General features: G+C 58.8%; 24 protein-coding genes. 15 read left to right on the top strand and 9 right to left on the bottom strand.

Annotated features, from left to right (window positions below; genetic code table 11):
- The first annotated feature begins 254 nt into the window (after nucleotides 1–254).
- The 5 genes from nrdD (at nucleotide 255) to folB (ending at nucleotide 5,223) form a co-directional block, all read left to right on the top strand.
- The gene (nrdD, locus tag ACTNDJ_RS00455; protein ID WP_441063738.1) at nucleotides 255–2,477 is read left to right on the top strand and encodes an anaerobic ribonucleoside-triphosphate reductase; all 2,223 of its coding nucleotides are present in this window, start codon (nucleotides 255–257) and stop codon (nucleotides 2,475–2,477) included.
- 426 nt (nucleotides 2,478–2,903) lie between these two features.
- Nucleotides 2,904–3,485 carry an anaerobic ribonucleoside-triphosphate reductase activating protein gene (gene nrdG, locus ACTNDJ_RS00450; RefSeq protein WP_441015851.1) on the top strand — a complete coding sequence of 194 codons (582 nt, stop codon included), beginning with the start codon at nucleotides 2,904–2,906 and terminating at the stop codon, nucleotides 3,483–3,485.
- 67 nt (nucleotides 3,486–3,552) lie between these two features.
- Entirely contained in the window at nucleotides 3,553–4,110 is a 558-nt protein-coding gene (gene folE, locus ACTNDJ_RS00445) for a GTP cyclohydrolase I FolE (RefSeq protein ID WP_427795955.1), read from the top strand.
- A 2-nt stretch (nucleotides 4,111–4,112) separates the two neighbouring features.
- Nucleotides 4,113–4,694, top strand: a complete 582-nt coding sequence (locus tag ACTNDJ_RS00440; RefSeq protein WP_195838586.1) for an HD domain-containing protein — start codon at nucleotides 4,113–4,115, stop codon at nucleotides 4,692–4,694.
- A 43-nt stretch (nucleotides 4,695–4,737) separates the two neighbouring features.
- The gene (folB, locus tag ACTNDJ_RS00435; protein ID WP_427718610.1) at nucleotides 4,738–5,223 is read left to right on the top strand and encodes a dihydroneopterin aldolase; all 486 of its coding nucleotides are present in this window, start codon (nucleotides 4,738–4,740) and stop codon (nucleotides 5,221–5,223) included.
- 6 nt (nucleotides 5,224–5,229) lie between these two features.
- Here folB and ACTNDJ_RS00430 read toward each other — a convergent pair whose 3' ends face one another.
- Both ACTNDJ_RS00430 and ACTNDJ_RS00425 read right to left on the bottom strand, forming a co-directional pair.
- Nucleotides 5,230–6,006 (bottom strand): M48 family metallopeptidase, encoded by a 777-nt coding sequence (locus ACTNDJ_RS00430; protein ID WP_441063739.1) that lies wholly within the window; start codon nucleotides 6,004–6,006, stop codon nucleotides 5,230–5,232.
- A 74-nt stretch (nucleotides 6,007–6,080) separates the two neighbouring features.
- Nucleotides 6,081–7,094: a dipeptidase gene (locus tag ACTNDJ_RS00425; protein ID WP_441063741.1), complete on the bottom strand. Its 1,014-nt coding sequence runs from the start codon at nucleotides 7,092–7,094 to the stop codon at nucleotides 6,081–6,083.
- 120 nt (nucleotides 7,095–7,214) lie between these two features.
- On the opposite strand from ACTNDJ_RS00425, the gene ACTNDJ_RS00420 reads away from it, so the two are divergent.
- The 3 genes from ACTNDJ_RS00420 to ACTNDJ_RS00410 all read left to right on the top strand — a co-directional run bounded on the left by ACTNDJ_RS00420 (nucleotide 7,215) and on the right by ACTNDJ_RS00410 (nucleotide 9,106).
- The gene (locus ACTNDJ_RS00420) at nucleotides 7,215–7,643 is read left to right on the top strand and encodes an FKBP-type peptidyl-prolyl cis-trans isomerase (RefSeq protein WP_117640821.1); all 429 of its coding nucleotides are present in this window, start codon (nucleotides 7,215–7,217) and stop codon (nucleotides 7,641–7,643) included.
- Between the two features lie 3 nt (nucleotides 7,644–7,646).
- Nucleotides 7,647–8,225: an urease accessory protein UreE gene (locus ACTNDJ_RS00415; RefSeq protein ID WP_441048578.1), complete on the top strand. Its 579-nt coding sequence runs from the start codon at nucleotides 7,647–7,649 to the stop codon at nucleotides 8,223–8,225.
- Nucleotides 8,226–8,308: 83 nt separating this feature from the next.
- Nucleotides 8,309–9,106, top strand: coding sequence for an HAD-IIB family hydrolase (locus ACTNDJ_RS00410; RefSeq protein ID WP_427718600.1), 798 nt, complete (start codon nucleotides 8,309–8,311; stop codon nucleotides 9,104–9,106).
- A 75-nt stretch (nucleotides 9,107–9,181) separates the two neighbouring features.
- Here the strand turns inward: ACTNDJ_RS00410 and ACTNDJ_RS00405 are convergent, their stop codons facing one another.
- The 5 genes from ACTNDJ_RS00405 to ACTNDJ_RS00385 all read right to left on the bottom strand — a co-directional run bounded on the left by ACTNDJ_RS00405 (nucleotide 9,182) and on the right by ACTNDJ_RS00385 (nucleotide 12,791).
- Nucleotides 9,182–9,562, bottom strand: coding sequence for a Fur family transcriptional regulator (locus ACTNDJ_RS00405; RefSeq protein ID WP_154517406.1), 381 nt, complete (start codon nucleotides 9,560–9,562; stop codon nucleotides 9,182–9,184).
- A gap of 61 nt (nucleotides 9,563–9,623) precedes the next feature.
- Nucleotides 9,624–10,034 (bottom strand): acylphosphatase, encoded by a 411-nt coding sequence (locus ACTNDJ_RS00400; protein WP_441063743.1) that lies wholly within the window; start codon nucleotides 10,032–10,034, stop codon nucleotides 9,624–9,626.
- A gap of 2 nt (nucleotides 10,035–10,036) precedes the next feature.
- Entirely contained in the window at nucleotides 10,037–11,143 is a 1,107-nt protein-coding gene (locus tag ACTNDJ_RS00395) for a Gfo/Idh/MocA family protein (RefSeq protein ID WP_427795949.1), read from the bottom strand.
- A 74-nt stretch (nucleotides 11,144–11,217) separates the two neighbouring features.
- Nucleotides 11,218–11,703: a ribonuclease HI gene (gene rnhA, locus ACTNDJ_RS00390; RefSeq protein WP_427727777.1), complete on the bottom strand. Its 486-nt coding sequence runs from the start codon at nucleotides 11,701–11,703 to the stop codon at nucleotides 11,218–11,220.
- Nucleotides 11,704–11,843: 140 nt separating this feature from the next.
- Entirely contained in the window at nucleotides 11,844–12,791 is a 948-nt protein-coding gene (locus ACTNDJ_RS00385) for a LysR family transcriptional regulator (protein WP_427747969.1), read from the bottom strand.
- A 274-nt stretch (nucleotides 12,792–13,065) separates the two neighbouring features.
- On the opposite strand from ACTNDJ_RS00385, the gene ACTNDJ_RS00380 reads away from it, so the two are divergent.
- The 3 genes from ACTNDJ_RS00380 (at nucleotide 13,066) to ACTNDJ_RS00370 (ending at nucleotide 15,869) form a co-directional block, all read left to right on the top strand.
- Entirely contained in the window at nucleotides 13,066–14,376 is a 1,311-nt protein-coding gene (locus ACTNDJ_RS00380; protein ID WP_441056953.1) for an O-acetylhomoserine aminocarboxypropyltransferase/cysteine synthase family protein, read from the top strand.
- A 312-nt stretch (nucleotides 14,377–14,688) separates the two neighbouring features.
- A complete protein-coding gene (locus ACTNDJ_RS00375; RefSeq protein ID WP_427747967.1) occupies nucleotides 14,689–15,465 on the top strand; it encodes a hypothetical protein in 777 nt (258 codons plus the stop codon).
- A 185-nt stretch (nucleotides 15,466–15,650) separates the two neighbouring features.
- Entirely contained in the window at nucleotides 15,651–15,869 is a 219-nt protein-coding gene (locus ACTNDJ_RS00370; RefSeq protein WP_154517389.1) for a hypothetical protein, read from the top strand.
- A gap of 91 nt (nucleotides 15,870–15,960) precedes the next feature.
- On the opposite strand, the gene ACTNDJ_RS00365 is transcribed toward ACTNDJ_RS00370, so the two are convergent.
- Both ACTNDJ_RS00365 and ACTNDJ_RS00360 read right to left on the bottom strand, forming a co-directional pair.
- A complete protein-coding gene (locus ACTNDJ_RS00365; RefSeq protein ID WP_441063744.1) occupies nucleotides 15,961–16,875 on the bottom strand; it encodes a ketopantoate reductase family protein in 915 nt (304 codons plus the stop codon).
- 117 nt (nucleotides 16,876–16,992) lie between these two features.
- Complete coding sequence (locus ACTNDJ_RS00360; protein WP_441063745.1) at nucleotides 16,993–17,763, bottom strand: cyclase family protein; 771 nt, start codon at nucleotides 17,761–17,763, stop codon at nucleotides 16,993–16,995.
- 162 nt (nucleotides 17,764–17,925) lie between these two features.
- On the opposite strand from ACTNDJ_RS00360, the gene ACTNDJ_RS00355 reads away from it, so the two are divergent.
- The 4 genes from ACTNDJ_RS00355 (at nucleotide 17,926) to ACTNDJ_RS00340 (ending at nucleotide 22,267) form a co-directional block, all read left to right on the top strand.
- Nucleotides 17,926–19,116, top strand: coding sequence for an aldo/keto reductase (locus tag ACTNDJ_RS00355; protein ID WP_441063747.1), 1,191 nt, complete (start codon nucleotides 17,926–17,928; stop codon nucleotides 19,114–19,116).
- Between the two features lie 90 nt (nucleotides 19,117–19,206).
- Entirely contained in the window at nucleotides 19,207–20,226 is a 1,020-nt protein-coding gene (locus tag ACTNDJ_RS00350) for a Gfo/Idh/MocA family protein (protein ID WP_441063748.1), read from the top strand.
- A 166-nt stretch (nucleotides 20,227–20,392) separates the two neighbouring features.
- The gene (locus ACTNDJ_RS00345; protein WP_441063749.1) at nucleotides 20,393–21,259 is read left to right on the top strand and encodes a deoxyribonuclease IV; all 867 of its coding nucleotides are present in this window, start codon (nucleotides 20,393–20,395) and stop codon (nucleotides 21,257–21,259) included.
- Between the two features lie 147 nt (nucleotides 21,260–21,406).
- Entirely contained in the window at nucleotides 21,407–22,267 is an 861-nt protein-coding gene (locus ACTNDJ_RS00340) for an ABC transporter substrate-binding protein (protein WP_441063751.1), read from the top strand.
- The last annotated feature ends 90 nt before the right edge of the window (nucleotides 22,268–22,357 follow it).

Raw genomic sequence — 22,357 nt, 5'->3', positions numbered from 1 at the left:
ACCTAAAAAAAGAATACAGGATATAGAGGCGTCTTTGTCGTATGATAGATGGCGGACAGAGAACGAAGACCTTGTTCGTCCCATTTGGACACGCCTTTGAGCCGCTTGATCGGCCGCGAGGATTGTCCGCATGAGGACCTATGGTTTATCGAGAGCACAGATTGCGCGACGGCGCCGCAAGACAGGGACAAGCCCTGCCAGGCATCGTTTGGCTCTGAAGCGCAATGGGATTACGACGCGAAAGAGGCAAGAGGATGAAGATCATCAAGCGCAGCGGCACCGAGGTTGCCTTTGACATCGATAAGATCGTCAATGCGATTCGCGCCGCCAACTTGGAGGTCGAGGAGGGCTCTCGTCTTACCGACCGCCAGGTGATCTACGCGGCGCAAAACGTCGCCGAGGCATGTGAGAAGGCCGGCCATACCGTATCGGTCGAGGAGATCCAGGATCTGGTCGAGGACGAGATCATGCGTCTCGACTGCTACGAGGTCGCTCGCCGCTACATCATCTATCGTTATGTTCAGAGCCTGAAGCGCCAAAAGAACACGACCGACGACAAGATCCTGTCGCTGATCGAGTGCAATAACGAAGAGGTTAAGCAGGAGAACTCCAATAAGAATCCGACCGTCAATTCCGTTCAGCGCGACTATATGGCCGGCGAGATTTCCAAGGACCTGACCCAACGCGTGCTGCTGCCCCAGGAGATCGTGGATGCCCATAATGAGGGCCTGATCCATTTCCACGATTCGGATTACTTTGCCCAGCACATGCACAACTGCGATCTGGTGAACCTGGAGGACATGCTCCAGAACGGCACCGTTATCTCGGGCACGCTGATCGAGAAGCCGCACAGCTTCTCGACCGCCTGCAACATCGCGACGCAGATTATCGCCCAGGTTGCTTCCTCCCAGTACGGCGGTCAGTCTATTTCGCTGACCCATCTCGCCCCGTTCGTTGAGGTGAGCCGTCAAAAGATTCGCGGCGAGGTCACTCGCGAGCTTGAGGAGCTCGGTGTTTCGGCATCTGCCGAGAAGGTTCGCGAGGTCGTTGAGGAACGCCTGCGCGATGAGATTCGTCGCGGCGTCCAGACGATTCAGTATCAGGTCGTGACCCTTATGACCACGAATGGCCAGGCGCCGTTCGTGACGGTCTTTATGTATCTCAATGAGGCCCGTACGCCCCAGGAGAAGCACGACCTTGCCATGATTGTGGAGGAGACGCTTCGTCAACGCTATGAGGGCGTTAAGAACGAAGCCGGCGTGTGGATCACCCCGGCGTTCCCCAAGCTCATCTACGTGCTCGAGGACGATAACATCCGCGAGGATTCGCCGTACTTCTATCTGACCAAGCTCGCCGCCAAGTGCACCGCCAAGCGCATGGTGCCCGACTACATCTCCGAGAAGAAGATGCGCGAGCTCAAGCTGTCTAAGGGCGAGACCGCCGGCAACGGCGATTGCTATACCTGCATGGGTTGCCGCAGTTTCCTGACGCCCGACCGTTCGGGCAACGGCTTTAACAATGTCGCCAACGCTCTGAACTATGACCCGACCAAGCCTAAGTACTATGGTCGCTTTAACCAGGGTGTTGTGACCATCAACCTGCCCGATGTTGCGCTGAGCTCGCATCAGGACATGGACAAGTTCTGGAAGATCTTCGATGAGCGCCTTGAGCTGTGCCACCGCGCCCTGCTGTGCCGTCATGAGCGCCTGATGGGCACGCTTTCGGATGCTGCGCCGATTCTTTGGCAGTACGGTGCCTTGGCGCGCCTTAAGAAGGGTGAGACGATCGACAAGCTGCTCGTGGGCGGCTATTCCACCATTAGCCTGGGTTACGCCGGTCTGTATGAGTGCGTCAAGTACATGACGGGCCACAGCCACACCGAGAAGGAGGGCACGCCGTTTGCCATGGCCGTCATGCAGCACATGAACGACAAGTGCGCCGAGTGGAAGGCCGAAAGCGATATCGACTTCTCGCTGTACGGCACTCCGCTTGAGTCGACGACCTACAAGTTCGCCAAGTGCCTGCAGCGCCGTTTCGGCATTATCCCGGGCGTGACGGACAAGGGCTACATTACTAACAGCTATCACGTCCACGTGTCCGAGGAGATCGATGCCTTCGACAAGCTTAAGTTTGAGGGCATGTTCCAGCAGCTTTCGCCGGGCGGTGCTATCTCCTACGTTGAGGTTCCCAACATGCAGGACAACCTCAAGGCGGTCATTCGCGTAATGCAGTACATCTACGACAACATCATGTACGCCGAGCTCAACACCAAGAGCGATTACTGCCAGGTGTGCGGCTATGACGGCGAGATTCGCATTGTCGAGGACGATGGCAAACTGGTGTGGGAGTGCCCCAATTGCGGCAATCGTGACCAGGAGAAGATGAATGTCGCCCGTCGCACGTGCGGCTACATCGGTACCCAGTTCTGGAACCAGGGTCGAACCGAGGAGATCCGCGACCGCGTGCTGCATCTCTAATAACCATCCCAGGCTGCCCCGTAGCGAGGCCCCGGACCTTTACTCGCCATTTCGGACAGTCCTGGCTCACGACGGAGGCGCCACTGGCGCCTCCTGTTCGTGCGGAACTCATATCGAGCAAAGGTCCGGGGCCTCGCTACGGGGCAGCCAAGTTGATGTAGCTGAGATGCAGCATGCGGTCTGCTCACTCCTCGAAGTTCTTAGCGGAAATAATTCGAGCTGCAGCTGCGATTTACTTGAGATGGCGGTTGAGCCGCAACCCAGTTTTTATTGGACCTCGAACCCTATGCTCGATGTTCGCTTTGTTCACCGAGTGTCGCTCGCGAGGGATCTGGAGCATATCGTCCCGCCCGCAGTTTCGCAGGCCGAAGGCCGAGAATGTTTGAGGACGGGATGATATGCTCCAGACCCCCAGGAAGGTTACCTATGAACTACGCGAACATTAAGTATTTCGACATTGCTGATGGAGAAGGCGTTCGTACATCTCTGTTTGTGAGTGGGTGCCGTCGTGGGTGCAAGAATTGTTTTAACTCCGTCGCGTGGGACTTTGCCGCGGGTGAACCGTTCGATCGTGCCGTCGAGGACAAAATCATCGAGAGTCTTGATCATCCCTTTATTGATGGCCTGACGATTCTGGGCGGGGAGCCTATGGAACCCGAGAACCAGGCGGGGCTCGTTGATTTTATCGAACGCGTGCGTGCGACCTATCCTGTGGAGTCTGGGAAGACCATTTGGTGCTTTACCGGTGACGTGCTCGAGGAACTAATGCCGGGCGGCCGTCACCATACCGACGTGACGGACCGTATCCTTGCTTGCCTCGACATGCTGGTAGACGGTCCGTTCGTTCAAGATCTGTACGATATCTCGTTGCGCTTTAGGGGCTCGAGCAATCAGCGCGTGATCGACATGAACGCCTCGCGCGCTCGTGCTGCGCGCGAGGGCGTTGCGCTTTGCGACGCTGTGGAGCTTTGGCGGGACGATCCGGTCTATTCGACCCATACTATGTAGCTGGAAGAGGTTGCGTGCCGGCGTGGTACCATAGCGCGAACGCGAAATCGAAAAAAGTGAGGCCCAGATGGTCGATCAGGAAAAAGTCGAGACTGCTATTAAGCTGCTGCTTGAAGGTATAGGCGAGGACCCAACTCGTGAGGGCCTGCTGGAGACCCCGGCACGCGTCGCCCGTATGTATGGCGAGATTGCCGGCGGTATGGGCCAGAGTGCCGAGGAGCACCTGTCCAAAACCTTTGCCGTCGCTTCGAACGATTTGGTTATCGAGCGCGACATTACGTTTTACTCGCTGTGCGAGCACCATCTGCTGCCGTTTTATGGCAAGGCTGCGATCGGCTATATCCCTAACGGTCGCGTGGCGGGTCTGTCTAAGCTTGCTCGCACGGTTGAGGTTTATGCCCGTCGTCTGCAGCTGCAGGAGCAGCTGTGCGCGCAGGTTGCCGATGCCCTCATGGAATATCTTGCTCCCCAAGGGGCGATCGTGCTGATGGAAGCCGAGCATATGTGCATGACCATGCGCGGCGTGCAAAAGCCCGGTACCAAGACCGTAACGCTTGCTCGTCGCGGTGTCTTTGAGACCGATCCCGCGCTCGAGGAGCGATTCTTTAGGATGCTGGACCGCTAACCATGAGAGTCGTCAACGACTTTACATCGAAGACCGATGAGGGGACGCCGCGTCGCGGTTTTATGGCTTCGGGCCTGACTCCCTTTGGCGCCATGCCTCGCATTGATTACATTTGTGCCAACGGGCTGTTCCGGCGGCACCTGGGCAACATTGCACAGTTGGAATCGGGGCGCATCTTTTGCCGCCACGGTATTGACCATCTGCTGGATGTCGCGCGCATTATGTGGATTAAGAATCTTGAGGAACAGCTCGAATTTGACCGCGAGGTCATATACGCCACGGCACTTCTTCACGATATCGGCAAAGATGAACAGTATGAATCGGGTATATCCCATGATGTTGCAAGCGAGCGCGTCGCTGATGCGATTCTTGGCGGCATGCCCGATGACGTGGCATTTGATCCGGCCGATGCCGCGGCCATTAAGACGGCCATTTTAGGCCATAGAAAGCTGCGCGTGAACAGCCAACCGCTTGAGCGTCTGCTCTATGCAGCCGACAAAGCATCGCGCGCCTGCTTTGCATGCCCCGCGCGCAATGCCTGCAACTGGAGCGATGATAAAAAGAACCTGTCGATTCGCGTGTAGTTGGTTTGCGCGGTCGGGGTTCTAAACGAAGGAGACGAACGCGATGACCAACAAGAAACTGCCCGAGAATGCAACCAAGACTGAAGGCGCCGAGCTCGCCCGCCGTGGAAGGGGCGAAATATCCACCGCAACGGCGGTGCCCCACGTGAGCTATGACGATCTGCGCCATGCCGATCGCATCACCGTTGAAGGTCTTGAGGTCTTTGCCAACCACGGCGTGTATCCCGAGGAGAACGCCCTGGGCCAGAAGTTCATCGTGTCCTTGGTGCTCTATGCCGACCTGCGTGCAGCAGGGGAGCACGATAACCTGGATGCCTCGATTGACTACGGCTCGGTGTGCCACGATGTCGATGGCTATCTGCGCGAGCATACGTTTAAGCTCATCGAGGCCGCAGCCGAGGGCGTGGCCCAGATGCTGCTACGTCGTTACCCTCTGCTGCTCGGCGTGCGTGTTAAGCTCGATAAGCCTTGGGCGCCCGTCGGTCTTCCCCTGGCAAGCTGCGGTGTCGAGATCGAGCGCGTGCGCTAACCGGTTCTAATACGTCTCTATGGGTGGCTGCTTGAGCCGCTGCGACAGAGCTCTATTGTTGGGGCAGTACGTGTCGAGCAGGGCGTGAAACCGCTGATTGTGGCTTGGCTCGAGCAAGTGGACGAGCTCGTGGGCGACAACCATGTCAAGGCACTCGACGGGGTAGGCGGCAAGCTCGCGTGCGATGCGAATGGCACCGGTTTTGGGCGTACACGAGCCCCAGCGCGTCTTCATGCTGCGCACGGAAACGCGGGAAGCGGCGATACCCATTGCGATTTCGTATGTGCGCACCATATCGCGCAGCGCCGTGGTGACCTCGGATGTATAGAGCTGGTCGATGCGGGCTTGGAGCTCATCGGGCGTTAGGCCGTCGAGGATTGCGTGCCGCTTGGCCTGTGGGTGTTCGTCTGGCTCGTCGGTACCCATAAAACTTGCGAAGGTGGCCTGTTTGGGTCGCGGTGCGGGTGATGCAAAGTTGTGATCGAGCGCATCTTGTACCGTGATGGGCTTGCCCCAAAGCGCAATGATGGACGAGGGGCTGAGCGGCTCTCGCTCCGTCGCCTGACGTTGCTCGCGCTGGGCAAGTCGGCTGATAATCCAGGCGCTGTTGCGCTTCACAAATGCTTCGATACGCTCGCGGGTGGCACCGAGCGGTGCGCTTGCGTGGACCTCACCGCTCGATGTGACGCGTAGGTTGAAGTTCTTGACACGCTTTTTGGTAACGACGACGGGGATGGGCATCCCATCCGGTCGGGATACGGAAATCGTAAACTGCTGCGTCAAAAGCGGTCCTTCAGATTGGGGACGGGCCGGCATGTCGACCGTTCGGCATGCCGGCCCGCTCAAGGGATGTGAAATTAATAACGCTCAAAGAAGGCAAGCGCGTTGTCGCTGCAGAGCTTTTGCATCACGGTCTTGCCAAAATGCTTGGAGAGCATGTTCTGGAACTCGGGCATCTTGCTGGCATCGGAGAGGAAAGCGGGCACCGTGGCGCCGTCCCAGTCGCCGCCGAGCGCGATGACGTCCTCGCCGCCCAGGTCGAGCCAGTGCTCGATATGTGCCGCCAGCTGATCGAAGGTGACGTCTGCGGCGGTCTTGTCGGTTGCATCGTTGGAAAGGAATTCGCTGCAGTAGTTGAGGCCGACGATGCCACCCATGTCGCGAATGGTGCGGAACTGGTCGTCGGTAAGGTTGCGTTTGGCGCCGCAAACCGCACGGGAGTTGGAGTGGCTGGCGACGAAGGGACGCGTGGCGCGGGCGGCGACCTCGTCAAAGCACTCATCGTTGAGATGGGAGACGTCAAGCACCATGCCGGCGTGCTCCATCTGCGTAAGTGCCTCGATGCCGGAGGCGGTGAGGCCGGCGTGGGTATCGTGTCCGCTCGCGAGCGGCCCCTGCGCGTTCCAGCTGAGTGACGACATGAGTACGCCCAAGCTCTTGAGCACCTCGATCAGCGCGGGGTCCTCGGCAAAGAACGTGGCGTTTTCGATGGTGTGGATGCAGGCGACCTTGCCGTCCTTGAGCGCAGGGCGAATGTCAGCGGCGCTGCGCACGTTGACCATGCGATCGTGGTTGAGCATGGCCTGGCCGCTCATATGCGCCATGATCTGCGCCTGGAAGCGCGCGGCGTGGGCGGAGGGAATCTCGTCGGGGACAAACGTGGCGAAGCACTGTGCCCACGGTGTGTTGCCGATCTTTGTGAGCGAGATGGCGCAGGCGTTGCCCTCGATGAGGTCGAAATCTTGCGGATGCGTCTCGTCGCCGGGGAAATAACCGTCGGTTCCGGCGGTAAAGCGCAGGTCGAGATCGAGCGTGGCCCAGCCGATGCGGTCGGCGGTGTCGCAGTGCAAGTCAAATACGGGATATGCCATGGTTCCTCCGGTTGCAGCGTTTCTTTGCAAACTGTCTTCGAATTGTATGACTAGGGTATAGTTAGCGCCATACGTTCATGGCGGCCCGCGTTGTGTGCCGCCCTTATCACGGAGGTTTCCATGTCCAACCAGGGCAAGAAGGTCAAGACTCATTATCGCGGCACGCTCGACGACGGCACGCAGTTCGATAGCTCCTACGATCGCGGCGAGCCGCTGGAGTTCACCTGCGGTGCCGGTCAGATGATCAAGGGCTTCGATGCCGCCGTTGTCGACATGCAGGTGGGCGAGAAGAAGACCGTGCACATTCCTGCTGCCGATGCCTACGGCGAGCACAATCCCGAGATGGTTATCACCTTCCCGGCCGAGCAGGTTCCCAACATCGAGCAGATCGAGAAGGGCATGAAGCTCTTCCTGTCCACGCCGAGCGGCATGCCTGTCCCTGCCGTTGTCATCGATGTGACGCCCGAGGCCGTGACGCTCGATGCTAACCACGAGCTGGCCGGCAAGGATCTCAACTTTGATATCGAGCTCGTCGAGGTCGAGGATTAGAGTATGCCTGAACGCTTGGTTTCGACGACATGCTTGGGAAATCTCAACGATCCGTCCTATGAACTCCTGCTTCGTCGGGAGCTGGGTGGCATCTTTGAAGTTGACGAGCTGCTGCTCGATTGGGACCAGGCTGACGTATGCGCGTTTGCGGGCGTGACGGAGCTGGGGCGCACGGTCGATGTTCGGCTAGATGCTGCCGACGGCAGTCGTCTTGCCGACGGCGACGTGCTCGCCATCGACCGTTCGGGCATGGTGCCCGTGGCGGTTGTCGTGCGCCTGCGCAGCGCCGAGGTCTATTTGGTCGAAGTCGACCGCATGGATCCGATTGCGCTCGCGCATGCGTGCTGGGAGATCGGCAACATGCATGCGCCGCTTTTCCGAGGCGATTCGGACGAGCATACCGTGCGCATGTATACGCCGGTGCAGCCTGTTTTGGGCCGCATGCTCCGGGGCGTCGAGGGCGTTATGCTCTCGGTGGTTAGCCGTGAACTCGATACGGACCGGCGTTTTGCGTCGAGTGCGGCGTATGCCGTTGTGAGCATGGCTCCCGACTTTACGATCGTAAAAAAGGCGCGCGGTTAACGTGCGTATGAGCAAGACGGACTTTGAGAGGCAGCTATTCAAAGTCCGTCTTGCTGTTGATGAGGTGCTGTGGGGGAAAGCATATGGGTCTTGAGGGAATCAAGCTGATTGCATGCGATTTGGACGGCACGTTGCTGCATCCGGGGGAGTGCGAGCCGCGTTCCGAGGCCTTTGAGCTCATCGATGAGCTGCATCGTCGTGGCATCGTGTTTATGCCGGCGAGCGGCCGTCAATATGCGAGCTTGCGCTATCTGTTTGCCCCGGTGGCCGATGAGCTCGCCTATGTATGCGAAAACGGAGCCCTCGTGATGAGCGAGGGGCGTGCCGTTGTCAAACGTTCCATGGAGCGTAACCTTGCTATGGATATCGCGAATGCCGTGGTTGCGTATCCCCATGCCGACGTGACCCTTTCCTGCGAGGGACACCTCTACACCATAAGCGGCAACGATGCATTCGTCGACCATTTGCGCTACGAGGTCCATTGCGATGTTGCGGTGGTCGACCGCCCCGAGGACATCGACGAGGACGTCATTAAGATCGCGTTTCAAACGCCCGAGACAGAGCAGCCGGCGGCGCTGGAGTATTTCGTCCGTCGCTTTGGCGACCGGGTCGATGTGATGACGTCGGGAACCGAATGGACCGACTTTATCGGCTTTGATTCGGGCAAGGGGTCCGCGCTTGCCGATTATGGTCGTGCGCTGGGGATCTCACCTAACGAAATGATGGCGTTTGGCGATAATGAAAACGACCGCGACATGCTCAACGTGGTGGGCCATCCCTATCTGATGGAGAGCTGCAATCCCAGCATGCGCGGTATCAACGACCGCGTCCGTTACGTGCGCACGGTCGAAGAAGAGCTGCGTCGCCTACTTGCTGAGTAGACATTTGGGACATGCCTGGAAATCTTCCTTTTGCCGCAATCGGTGAAAAGTTGCTTTTAAGGCATGTCCCAAAATCTACCTACAGTTGGGGCAGAGGCCTTCGAAGATGGTGTAGTGCGAGCTGACGCTCCATCCGATTTGTTCGGATGCCCTGGCGTCGAGCTGGGTATTGAAGGGGAGCGGCACATCGATGACGCGGCCACACGAGGTGCAGATGATATGCGCATGCGGCTCGATGGCACGATCGAAGCGGCTGCCGCCCGGCGTTTTAATCGAGAGAATCTCCCCGGCATCGGCCAAGAGATTGAGGTTGCGGTAGACCGTACCGCGGCTGATTTTGTCATCCTGCGCGCGCACAGCGTTGTAGATCTCTTCGGCGGTGGGATGGTTGTAGCTTTGGCGCACGGCATCAAGAACTAGCTTTCGCTGCCTGGTATTCCTTCTTTGCACCGCCATGCGCCTCGCCTCTTTTCTATTAACGGTCGTAGGTAAATGATACCGTATTTAGCACACAATACTAATAATGAGGAGTGAAACCGCCTTCATTGGCAAGTGGGGCTCGGACCTGGGCGTCTACGAGGCGAAAACGCGTTCCCATGCGCTCGTAGGAGGCATGAAGCGCCTCGAGATGAGATAGGATGTTTGCTGGAGCTCCCTGTATCTCCATCTCGACTGAGCCGTCTTCCATGTTACGCACCCAGCCGGTGAGTGCGCGTGCCTGCGCGAGGTTGGTGTTGGTAAAGCGAAAACCAACGCCTTGGACCTGTCCCTCCCAGCGCAGGAAATAGCGCAGGGGAGTGTCTTGAGTGGCCTCGTCGTTTGCGAGCACAGTAAGCCTGCGGCGCAGCTCGAGCTCGACGCCAGAGGGCTTTTGGGGCTCGCGGCTGCCGCCGGCGACGCCCGAGAAAAGCTTGTCGAAAATACCCATCGCTAGGCCTGCTTGACAGAATCGGCGGGGAAGGTAATGCCGGTCTGTTGGCGCACGGCATCCATGATGCGCAGCGAGACAAGCGTGACATCGCGATAGTGGCCAAGCTCGTGACGTCCCGCCGGGGTCTCCCAAATCTCTTCCTTGACGTTATCGATGCCGCCGATGGCGGTGATAAAGTCTGCGAGTTCGTATTCCATGGTGTTGCTCGATTTGGGAAGGTCGAGCACGCGGCCGTTGTCGCTCTGTTCGCGCGGCGCCTCGGTCGCCGAGCCGCGTACGACATCGCCGCGATAGTCGATGCGGACGTTGCGGGGCGTGGACAGATGGTCAATCTGGATAGTGCCACGCTCGCCTTCGATCTGCGAGGGCAGTAGGTCATTCGTAATTTTGGAGTGCGCGAGCTCGACGGAGATACGGCCACCGCCGTAGCTGGCGAGGATGGAACCGCAGCCATCGATGGGGCCATGGGTGAGCTCTTGCGTGGTGGGGTCGAGCAGAGTAGCCATGCTCGTAAGGCCGGAGGGCATGCCGAAGATCTCGACCATGGGCTCGACGGTGTAGACGCCAATATCCATGAGGGAGCCCGAGGCCATGTGGCAGTCGAAGATGTTGGTGGCGCGTCCCGCGAGAACCTCGTTGTAGCGTGAAGAATACTTGCCAAAGCGCAGTGAGGCGCGACGAATGGGCGCAATCTCGCCCAGGGCGTCCTCGATGGCGTGGAAAGCGGGGTCATGGAGCGGGCGCATGGCCTCGAGGGCTACGACGCCCGCCGCCTCGGCGGCGCGGAAGACTTCCAGCGCCTGCGCCTCGGTGGCGCAGAAGGGCTTCTCGACGATGACGTGCTTGCCGCTGGCGATGCAGGCAAGGGCCTGCTCGTAGTGAAGTGCGTTTGGGCTGCCGATATAGACGGCGTCGACGTCGGCGGCTGCTGCAAGCTCATCAAGTGAAGTAAAGTTTCGCTCGCCGCCGTGCTCGGCAGTAAAGGCGGCGCCGCGCTCGGCGTTGCGCGAGAGCGTGCCTACGAATACAGCCTGGTCGTTGGCATTGACGACCTGGATAAAGTCGTCGGTGATCATGGATGTGCCGATGGTCGCGATGCGCAGCATACGTCCCCCTTGCGTTGTTTTGGTCTACAGGATGAGTGTAGCGCGTGGGGATATAAAGCTGCGCGAAAACGCTATTACAGGTCGCTCTCGTTAAAGCCGGTGTCGATATCGAGGTTGACTCCATCGGCCGCAGTGGTGGCGAGCTCGTCGCAGCGCTCGTTGAGCTCGTGGCCGGCATGCCCCTTAACCCAGATGAACTCCACCTTATGCTTGCTCTTTGCGGCAAGCAGGCGCTCCCACAGGTCGCGGTTCTTAACGGGCTGCTTGTTGGCAGTTTTCCACCCGCGCTTTTTCCAACCGTCGATCCAGTGCTTGTTAAAGGCGTTGACGACGTACTGCGAGTCGGAGTGGACCTCGACCTCGCAGGGACGGTTGAGTGCCTCGAGCGCCACGATGACCGCCATGAGCTCCATGCGGTTGTTGGTGGTCTTGGCGTAGCCACGCGAAAGCTCGGAGGTGAAGGTCTTGCCGGCGGGGTTGGTGTATTTGAGCACGGCGCCGTAGCCACCGCGTCCCGGATTGGATCGAGCCGAGCCGTCGGTATAGATGATGACCTTCACAGACTTCCTTTCGTCGAGTTCCTCTCTTGCGGCTGTCTATTGTATCGCCGGTCCATCCTGTTTTATGCGAGGCGCGCCGCTCCACAAGGATGGTGGAGACGTTGTCGCCAAGAAAGATGGGCGACCTGAATTGTCAAGAGCTAGAGGGCTTTTAAATCTGCCATTTCTATCCCGTCCCCAAATGGTTGGTTTTCGTGGATGATGCGATCGAGTTCGTCGAGGTATTGCCGCAGCAGGGGAGAGGGCTTGCGCTCATCGTGCATGATGTAGCCCACGCGCATCGTTGGAGCGTCTGCCAACGGGATCGATGCCATGCCCCATTGCATTTCATTGGAGAGGACACCGGTCGACAACGTGTAACCGTTCGACGTGATGAGCAGATTGGTGAGCGTGCCACGGTCGGAAACGCGGATGTTGCGGTCGCAGGGGATATAGCTAAACGGCTCCTCGGCGTAATAGAAGGAGTTTGAGGTCCCCTGCTCAAAGCTGTAGCGCGTATAGGGCGTAAGGTCGGCAAGCGATAGCTGGGGGCGGCGTGCGAGCGGATGGCGCTCGCTAACGAAGACGTGGACCGTTGCATCGAAGAGGGGATGGAAGCTTGCGCGGGCGTCGGCGAAGGCCTTCTGCAGGACGCGGGCGTTAAAGTCATCCAGATACAGAATGCCGATATCGCTGCGAAATGCGCGGACGTCGTCGATGATCTGTGACGTGGTGGTCTCGCGCATGATGAACTCAAACTTACTGTCGCGGCAGCGCTCGACGACGTTGACAAAGGCTTCGACCGAAAAAGCGTAGTGCTGGGCCGAGACGGCAAGGCGTGCCTGGGGTGTGCCGCCGTCCTCGTAGCGGGCCTCGAGCATATCGGCCTGCTCTACGACCTGGCGCGCATAGCCTAAAAGCTCGGTGCCGTCGTTGGTGAGTGTGACGCCGCGGCTGGAGCGCGTAAAGATTTCCAGACGGAGCTCCTGCTCTAGGCTTTTGACGGCGTTGGAGATATTGGATTGCGCGGTATAGAGGCGCTGAGCTGCGGCGTTAATTGAGCCGGATTCTGCCACGGCGATAAGAAAACGAAGCTGCTGGAGGGTCATCGGCACCCGTCCTTTCGATAGCTATCTAAAAAACCGATAACAGGTTAGCGCTTTTAAGTGATTGACCGCGCGAAACAATGCTCGTACTATTCAAAACACACAAAGGCGGTAGGTAATTAAGCCGACCACGAGAACGGGATGTCAAAAGGAGGACCGCATATGAACTGCTTACTAAGACGAATGCCGGGCTCCTGCTTGCGCCCGTCGGCGTGATCAGGAGACGGCGACTTACTTCTCTTACTCATATTACTTTTGTTCGATCAAGGAGATCATCATGAGCCAGTTTATCAACAACCCCGAGCACACCTTTGGTTTCGACACCCTGCAGCTGCACGTTGGCCAGGAGAGCGCCGACCCCGCATCCGATTCCCGCGCCGTGCCTATCTACCAGACCACGAGCTATGTGTTCCGCAACTCCCAGCACGCCGCTGACCGCTTTGGCCTTGCCGACGCCGGTAATATCTACGGTCGTCTGACCAACTCCACCCAGGGCGTCTTTGAGGACCGCATTGCCGCGCTCGAGGGCGGCGTTGCAGGTCTTGCCGTCGCCTCTGGCGCCGCCGCCATCACCTATACCCTGCAGGCCCTCGCTCAGGCCGGCGACCATGTGGTGGCCCAAAAGACCATCTACGGTGGTTCCTACAACCTGCTGGAGCACACGCTCTCCCAGTTTGGTGTCGAGACCACCTTCGTCGATGCCCACAACCTGGACGAGGTCGAGGGCGCCATCAGGGACAACACCACGGTCATTTACCTCGAGACGCTCGGCAACCCCAACTCCGATATCCCCAACATCGACGCTATCTCCGAGGTCGCTAAGAAGCATGGTCTTCCGGTTGTTGTCGATAACACCTTCGGCACCCCGTATCTGTTCCGTCCGCTGGAGCACGGCGCCAACATCGTCGTTCACTCTGCAACTAAGTTTATTGGCGGCCACGGCACCTCGTTGGGCGGCGTGATTATCGATGGCGGCAACTTTGACTGGAAGGCGAGCGGCAAGTATGCGCAGATCGCCGAGCCCAATCCCTCCTACCATGGCGTCTCGTTTACCGAGGCCGCCGGCCCCGCTGCCTTCGCGACCTATGTCCGTGCTATCTTGCTGCGTGACGAGGGCGCCTGCATTAGCCCGTTTAACGCCTGGGTCCTGCTCCAGGGCACCGAGACCCTGTCGCTGCGCGTTGACCGCCATGTCGAGAACACCAAGAAGGTCGTTGAGTTCCTGATCGGTGACGGCCATGTTGCCAAGGTGAACCACCCGAGCCTGCCCGAGCACCCCGACCATGAGCTGTACCAGAAGTATTTCCCCCGTGGCGGCGCCTCGATCTTCACCTTCGAGATCAAGGGCGGCCAGGAGGCTGCTTGGAAGTTCATCGACCACCTGCAGGTGTTCTCGCTGCTCGCCAACGTAGCCGACGTCAAGTCGCTCGTCGTGCACCCGGCTACCACCACGCACTCCCAGCTCTCTTCCGAGGAGCTTGCCGAGCAGAACATTACGCCCTCTACAATCCGTCTTTCCATTGGTACCGAGAACGCCGAGGACATCATTTGGGATCTGAAGCAGGCCTTTGCTGCGCTGGACGAGTAAGGCGACTTGTGCAAGGGCCCCTTGCGACTCGATAGGTATAACTGCATAAAACCCCTGCTCAAGGCGCCTGCGCGAACAATGGTTGCGCAGGCGCCTTTTTTGCATAGGAAGGGCGATATTACAGGGTTTTTGGCATGCTTTATGCATGCGAGTTGTGGAAAACTCCTGTTGAGAGGATGTGAGTTTTACGCAAATGACGTGCACCTTTTGAGAAAAACCGCAGGTCGCGATTTACTCGGGGTACTATGCAGCGCGATCGAATCACACGCAGCTTAAACGCAGCAAAAACTCACTACGGAGGTTTCCAGCTACATGAGGATCGATTCACGAAAACCGAAGGCCGCCGCCCTTTCTGCCACGCTTGCCGTGGCGCTTTTAGTGGGTGCCGGCGTAACCGATGCCCACGCGGCAACACTGTCCGACGCGGTCGGATCAACGCCGTCCGAGGCGACCCTGATGCAGCCCGTCGACTATCGTGGCGACGGCTTTGGCTCCATGCAGGAGTGGAACGCCTCGATGGGGGCCAAGCGCGATTCCCTAGAGGTCCGCGCGCAGATCATCATGAACATGTACGGTGACTATGCCACCGATGACGAGCGCGCTGTACTGCAGGGTTGTATCGACGGTGCGGGCAGTCTTTTGACGATGGAGGAGGTCGACGCGAAGTCGGCCGAGCTCGACGAGCTTCGCTCCACGCTCGAGGATGCTAAGCGCGAGGCGCTCGAGGCTGCGGCCGTCGAGGCAGAAGCTGCCGAGGCCGTTCAGGCTTCGTATTACAACGCCGGCTCCGGCTCGTCTTACGCGTCTGCTGCGTATTACGCGAACGGCTCGGGCCTGACGCGCTCGAGCGGCGTCAATAACTACAACGGTCGTCGCGAGACCTATTACAGCAGCAACGTGCTGTATCACCACCGCACGGGTGAGTGGACGCTGGATTCCGAGGGCTTTTGGCGTGATTCCGACGGCTACTACGTGGTGGCTGCGAGCGATAAGTCCCAGGGCTCGACCTTTACGGGCTCTAAGGGCGAGTGCAAGGTTTACGATTCGGGTTGCGCAGCCGGAACTACCGATTACTACACCGGTTGGTAATCTGTCGGCACCGATTGCACATGATGGACGGGCGTCTTTACTGAGCTTTCGGGCAATGTAGGGGCGCCTGTTTTTATATGCATTTGGGTTAACAGAGCCCTTACCGTGGCACTACGTTGGGCATATGGGCGCGGGGCACACTAAGTCATGAGAAACAAGGTCTTTCTCGTGGAGGAAGTGATCCCATGAACGCTCGAGATGTCGCTATTGCCGTCGTTGCCCTTTTGATCGGATGTCTTGGTCCGACGGCGGCGTTAGTTGCCGGCTTGCAGTCCACTACGGGTGCTGCTCCTGTGGTTGTGAGCGCCTTGATTGCAGCGGCGCTGTTGGGAAGCGCCGGCGTGGTGCTTTGCCGCGATGACGAGGACGAGGTCCCGGAGTCGCAAAACGAGCCTCAGTTTTAGCCTCGGCCTAAATGCGACAGGCCTTCGCGAGCGATGGGATCCTCGCGAAGGCCTGTCTGCTTACATTGCGCGCGTCGCCGTGCGGGCGAGGCTACCAGCTGCTTTCTATTTCGCGAATCCTCTGGTAGAGCCAATCGTTTTGCGGCACTTGGATATCGTGTTTGGCGGCCAGGCGGCAGATGGTGCCCGCGAACTCCTCGACTTCGGTTTTACGTTGTGCGATGCGGTCCTGCGCCATCGAGGGCATGCCGGCGGGATCGATTCCCTCGATGAGGTGCACCATCTGCGTCAGGTCTGCCTCGGTCAGCTCAACGCCCTCGGCGTTGGCGACCGCAAGTGTCTCGCGCATGGCGGAAACAAAGCAGCGACGCTGCTCGGAGTCCTGTTCCGTGGCGCTCCCGTACGTGCCGCCGTAGGCCATGCAGGTCTGGTTGATGCCATCGTTGAGCATGAGTTTGGCCCACATGCGGTGCGCAATGTCGCTCTCGACGGTATGGGCGATGCCGCAGCGCGTGTAGAGCTCATCGATGGCGGTGACGGTTGCGGGCTCGGTGCCTGCTGCCGCGCCAAAGCGAATCTCGCCCGCATTGGTAAAGGTGAGCGCGCCGTTAAGGAATACGGCGTCCATGCCCTGGCAGATGCCCAGGACGGTGTGCTTCCAGCCAAAGCGCTCGGCTATTTTTTGCTCGCTCGTAATGCCGTTGCACAGCGAGGCGATGAGCGTGTTGGGTCCCACGACGCGCTCCATAGTCTTGAGTGCTTGGTCGAGCCCTGTCGTCTTGACCGTGAGAATGACCAGATCGGCGGGCGTTGCCTCGCTGGCGCGGACGGACTTGAGCGCGCAGGGCTTTCCGTTGACGGTGAGCGCATCGCCCACGTGGCGCTCGAAACGCGCGTCATCCATGACGTATTCGACGGCATCGTTGCCGAGGGTCTTGGCAATCATGCTGCCGTAGAGCAGGCCGACGCCACCCTTGCCGATAAAGGCGACCTTGTTGATCTGCATGTGAATCATCTCCCCATATAAAAGGCGCCCGCATATGGGGCGCCTGATGGATTGTATGCCGCTGGGGCATGTGGCGTACACCGGAGGCTGAATTTAGAAGAACAAATGCATGGGAACTTATGCCGCGGGGCAGATGGCAAAAACGCGTGCGGGATATCCAACGCCATCGCGCACCTTGGGGAAGGTGCAGAAGATGACGGCGCCTGTGGCGGGAAGCTCGTCCAGATGGTCCATGACCTCAATCTGATAGCGGTCAACCGAGAGGATGTACTGCTCGCCGGGGTAGGGGTAGGCGTCCTCGCGTGTGGTCACGGATGCGGGGTCGGTGTCTGCCGGCTCGTGGCCGATGGCGCCGATGTTGCGCTCTTCTACAAGCCATTTGATGGCGTCGAGGTCCCAGCCGGGGTAGTGGGGCTGGCCGTCCTCGTCCTTGTTTTCGAGGTCGGCGAGCTTGGACCAGTCGGAGCGGAAGGCGACGAAAGCGTCCTCGGGAATGCGACCGTGCTCGTCCTCCCAAGCTTTGAGGTCATCGATAGTCAGGATAAAGTCGGGGTTTGCGGCGCACTCCTCGTGCTTATCGATCACGCAGAGCGGATGCATAAACTCGACGGGCTCGATCTCGCCGAGGGAGCGGCCGTCAACATGAAAGTGGCGCGGCGCATCGACGTGGGTGCCGTACTGCGAGGCGACCGAATACTGGAAGCAACGCATGGGCGCGAGCATATCCTCGGGCGTGCCGGGCAGGTAGTCGAAGAGCTTGGTGGACTCAAATGGCTTAAAGCCAAACCAGTGCGGGGTGTCGCACGAGAGCGTGTGGGTGAGGTCGATCCAGCGATAATCGGTGCTTTTGAGCTGGGATGCGAGGTTCCAAAGGTCGAGCGCGGGCATAGGCGACTCCTTTCATCGGGCTTTTTGCTGATGTTAAAGCGGTGCCGTGACAGCTCGATTTCTGCTGCGTTACGATACGTTCTCGATTGCGATTCCAATGTGTTTCGATGGCGTGGCCGTTGTGTTTCGCCTCATTAGGGCTTCGAGGGGAGAGGAGGGGCAGTGCAATATCGCGTTGACCCCAAAAGCGGTAACCGTATCTCGGCGTTGGGGCTGGGGTGCATGAGGTTTCCCGGTGCGCCGGGACGCCCCGATGCGAAGACAGCCGATGCTATCGTTTCCCGCGCCGTGGAGCAGGGGATAAATTACCTGGATACGGCTTATCTTTATCCCGGCAACGAGGCTTGCGTAGGCGCTTCGCTTGAGCGCTTGGGCCTGCGCGACCAGGTTTTGCTCGCGACCAAGCTGCCGCACGCCTCGTGCAAGTGCGCGGAGGATTTCGACCGTTTCTTTGATGAGCAGCTGCGCCGCCTGCGGACTGACCATATCGACTACTACCTCATGCACAACATCACCTCGCCCGCCCAGTGGGAACGCGTGGTGGCGTTGGGTATCGAGGATTGGATTGTGCGCCAAAAGGCTGCGGGGCGTATTCGCCAGATCGGTTTTTCGTACCACGGCAGTGCGGCGGACTTCCTCACGATGCTCGATGCTTATGAGTGGGACTTTTGCCAGATCCAGTACAACTACGCTGGAGAGCACTATCAGGCGGGGACGGCGGGGCTCATGGCCGCCGCCGAGCGAGGCCTCGCGGTGTTTGTGATGGAACCGCTTTTGGGCGGACGTCTAGCAGGCAAGCTGCCCCCGCGGGCCCGCGCTGTGCTCGATAGCGCCTGTGACCCGCATTTGCGCACCCCTGCCGCTTGGGGGCTTTCGTGGGTGTGGAATCATCCTCAGGTGACGATGCTGCTTTCGGGTATGACCGATACCGCGCAGGTGGATGAGAACGCGGCGTTGGCCGATCGGGCCCTGCCGGATTCGATGACAGCTACTCAGCTCGATGCCATCGCGCACGTGCTGACGGAGTTTGAAAAATCGAATCGCGTGCCCTGCACGGGATGCGGCTATTGCATGCCGTGTCCTAAAGGCATCAATATTCCTGGGTGTTTTGCCGCCTACAACGCAAGCTATGCGCACAGCTGGTTTACGGGTCTATCGCAGTATTTTACGGCGAGCGCGGTGCGCACAAGCGAGCCCAAGTTGGTGAGCAATTGCGTCAAATGCGGCAAATGCGCGCGGCACTGCCCGCAGCATATCGATATTCCCGAGCGTCTCGACGACGTACGCCGCCGTTTTCAGCCTGGACCCGTGACGGCGGTGCTTAAGGCCTTCGGCAAAACGCGCTCCTCATGACCCTTTTATAACTTGCGGTGGAATAGTTCCTGTTTGCGGCAGAATAAGGCATCAACAGGAACTATTCCACCGCAACTGATGGGGGTTATCTTGGTCGATCGAGGTTTACGTGATGATTCGCGTGATGTTCGCTGGGGCGTTTTGGGCGCGGGGCGCATTTCGCATCGATTTGCATCGTCGCTCAAGGAGGTTGATGGGGCACGGCTGGTGGCTGCGGCCGGCCGCACTCCTGCGCATGTCGAGGAATTTTGCCGAGCGTTTTCGATCGATGCCGCCCATGGCTATGCCCTGGCTGACGATAACGGCGATACGGCTTATGACGCGTTGATCGCCGATCCCGATGTCGACGCAATCTACTTGGCTCTTCCGCATGGTATGCATGCGCACTGGGCCTGTCGCGCCCTGCGTGCCGGAAAGGCCGTGCTGTGCGAAAAGCCGGCCGTTCTGAGTGAGGAAGAGGCCCTCTCGATTGCCTCCACCTCTCGCGAGTGCGGCGTACTGTTTATGGAGGCGATGAAGAATCGGTTTTGTCCGATACGCACTCGCGTGAAGGGCCTGCTTGCGTCGGGAGAGCTTGGCCGCATTGTCTCGATTGAGAGTGTGCAAAAGCTCGATTACGGCGAGACTCCTTCGGGTTATCTGCTCGACCCTTTGCAAGGCGGCTGCCTATATGACATGGGCTGCTATGCAGTCGGTTGGTTTGAGGCTTTGCTCGCGGGCGCGTGCGATGTTTTGTCTCGTGAAGTTCGCTGGCGTGACGTATCGGGCGGCCGCGTGGATTGGGCCGATGAGATCCATATGAGCGTCGGCGGCGTACCCATTCATATGGCGTGCGACGGCAAAGCAGCATATGAAAGCCGCTTAACGATTGCCTGCGAGCGGGGCTCGTTGGAAATCGAGCGCCTCCATCGCCCCGAGCTCGCCCATGTGAAGTACTCCGACGGACGAATGCTCGAAATAAATGCCCCGTTTGAGGTCGATGATTTCTACGGCGAAATCCAGCATGCGACCCAGCTCATCCGGGCGGGAAAACTCGAGAGTCCCGTCATGCCCCTTGCCGCCACGCAGCGTTGTGCGCGTATTATCGATGCAATCCGTCTGACCTTCTAGAACTTGACGCTGGCGCGTAGGGGATCATGACGCCGGCGCCCGCAGTGCTTGGCGTCACGCATCTCTGATGACCCTTTTATAACTTGCGGTGGAATAGTTCCTGTTTGCGGCAGAATAAGGCATCAACAGGAACTATTTCACCGTAACTGATGAGGGGGAGCTGGGGATGCTGACGATTGGGTGTCACCTATCCACGACGAAGGGCTATCGGGCGATGGGGGAGACGGCGCTATCCATTGGCGCCAATACCTTTGCATTCTTTACGCGCAATCCGCGCGGCGGCAAGGCGAAAGACCTTGACATGGATGACGTGGCGGCCCTGCGCGAGCTTATGGAACAAAACGATTTTGGTCCCCTCGTGGCCCATGCTCCGTATACCTATAACCCCTGCTCGGCCAAAGAGCGGGCGCGCGAGTTTGCCCTGGAGGCCATGGCTGAGGATCTGCAGCGTCTGGAAGCGCTGCCCGGTAACTACTACAATTTCCATCCCGGTGCGCATGTGGGACAGGGCTCCGACGCCGGCATTCAGATGATCGTCGACACCCTGTGCCAGGTGATGTTTGAGGGCCAGCAGACGACGGTGCTGCTCGAGACCATGGCTGGCAAGGGCACCGAGGTGGGCCGCAGCTTTGAGGAACTGGCGATCATCATCGAGGGCGTTGCTGACAGGCGCCCCGAGCTGTCGGCCAAGCTGGGCGTTTGCCTGGACACCTGCCATGTAAATGACGCCGGCTATGATATCGTCCAAGATCTTGACGGTGTGCTCGACGAGTTCGATCGTGTGGTGGGTATCGAGCGCCTGCGCGCTGTGCATATCAATGATTCCAAGAATCCCCGCGGTGCCCATAAGGACCGGCATGAGTGCATCGGCAAGGGTTACCTCAGCAGCGAGGAACTTGGCGGTGGAATGCAAGTTATGCAGAATATTGTATCGAATAGCCGCCTGCGATCACTGCCATTCATTTTGGAAACGCCGAACGAACTTGCAGGTTATGCGGCTGAAATTAAACTATTAAGGTCATTGCAGCAGTAATGACTGTCATAAAGTGGAGTGTTCCATTCACGTTATGGGTTTGTTTCAATCAGTTTTCTAATTGCAGATTCTCTCACGCGGGTGCATAATAGCCCTCAGTTTTTGCAGGCCCCTGAATCACATGGGGCCATTGGAAGGAGACTGATTATGAAGCTGAAGAAGCTTGGCGCATTTGCCGCCACGGGCGCCATGGCGCTCGCCCTCGCACTGACGGGCTGCGGCTCGTCCAACGCCACCTCTGGTTCTGATGCCGGTTCCAGCAGCTCTGACGACGCTAAGGTCGAGAAGGTCGACGGCTCCAAGGAGTACGCGCTCGTCAAGGATGGTACGCTGACCGTCGGCACCTCTGCCGAGTACGCTCCGTTTGAGTACAAGGATGACAACGGCGATTATCAGGGCTTTGACCTTGAGCTCATCAAGGCTATCGGCGACAAGCTGGGCCTGGATGTCGAGTACGTCAACAACGACTTCGACACGCTGGTTCCGGGCGTCGCTTCGGGCGCCAAGTATGACGTCTCCATTGCGGCTATCACCGACACGCCCGAGCGTGAGAAGGAAGTCGCTTTCTCCGATTCCTACTACATGGACGATCAGGCTATCGTGACCAAGGTCGATAACACCGACATCACGGCCGACAATTACAGCGAGAAGCTCAACAATGCCGACGCTACCATTATCGTCCAATCTGGCTCGACCGCCGAGGCCTTTGCCCAGGAGAACTTCCCCAAGGCCAAGATCGTCCCCTACAAGGACGCTACCGAGTGCTTCAGCGCCCTGCAGTCCGACAAGGGTGACGCCGTGGTCACCAACCGCTCCGTTGCCAGCCAGCTGACCGCCGAGCAGTTCAACACCTGCCATACGGTTAAGCAGATCAGCACCGGCGAGGAGTATGCCATCGCCATCAACCAGGGCAATACCAAGCTCAAGGACGACATCAACCAGGCCATCAAGGACCTGACCGACGACGGTACCGTTGACGCCCTCATGGCTAAGTACAACATCAAGTAAACAGATACTTGATTGCGTGTGGGCCCTTTCCGTTTAGCGGAGAGGGCCTTTGCGCCTCTCTCGACGGAGAGTGTTTCCGTCTCTTTTTGC

Source organism: Collinsella sp. HCP3S3_D1 (assembly GCF_052064015.1).
Lineage (GTDB): Bacteria > Actinomycetota > Coriobacteriia > Coriobacteriales > Coriobacteriaceae > Collinsella.
Note: the sequence above shows the minus strand (reverse complement) of the source record. Positions and strands in the feature narration are given on the sequence as shown.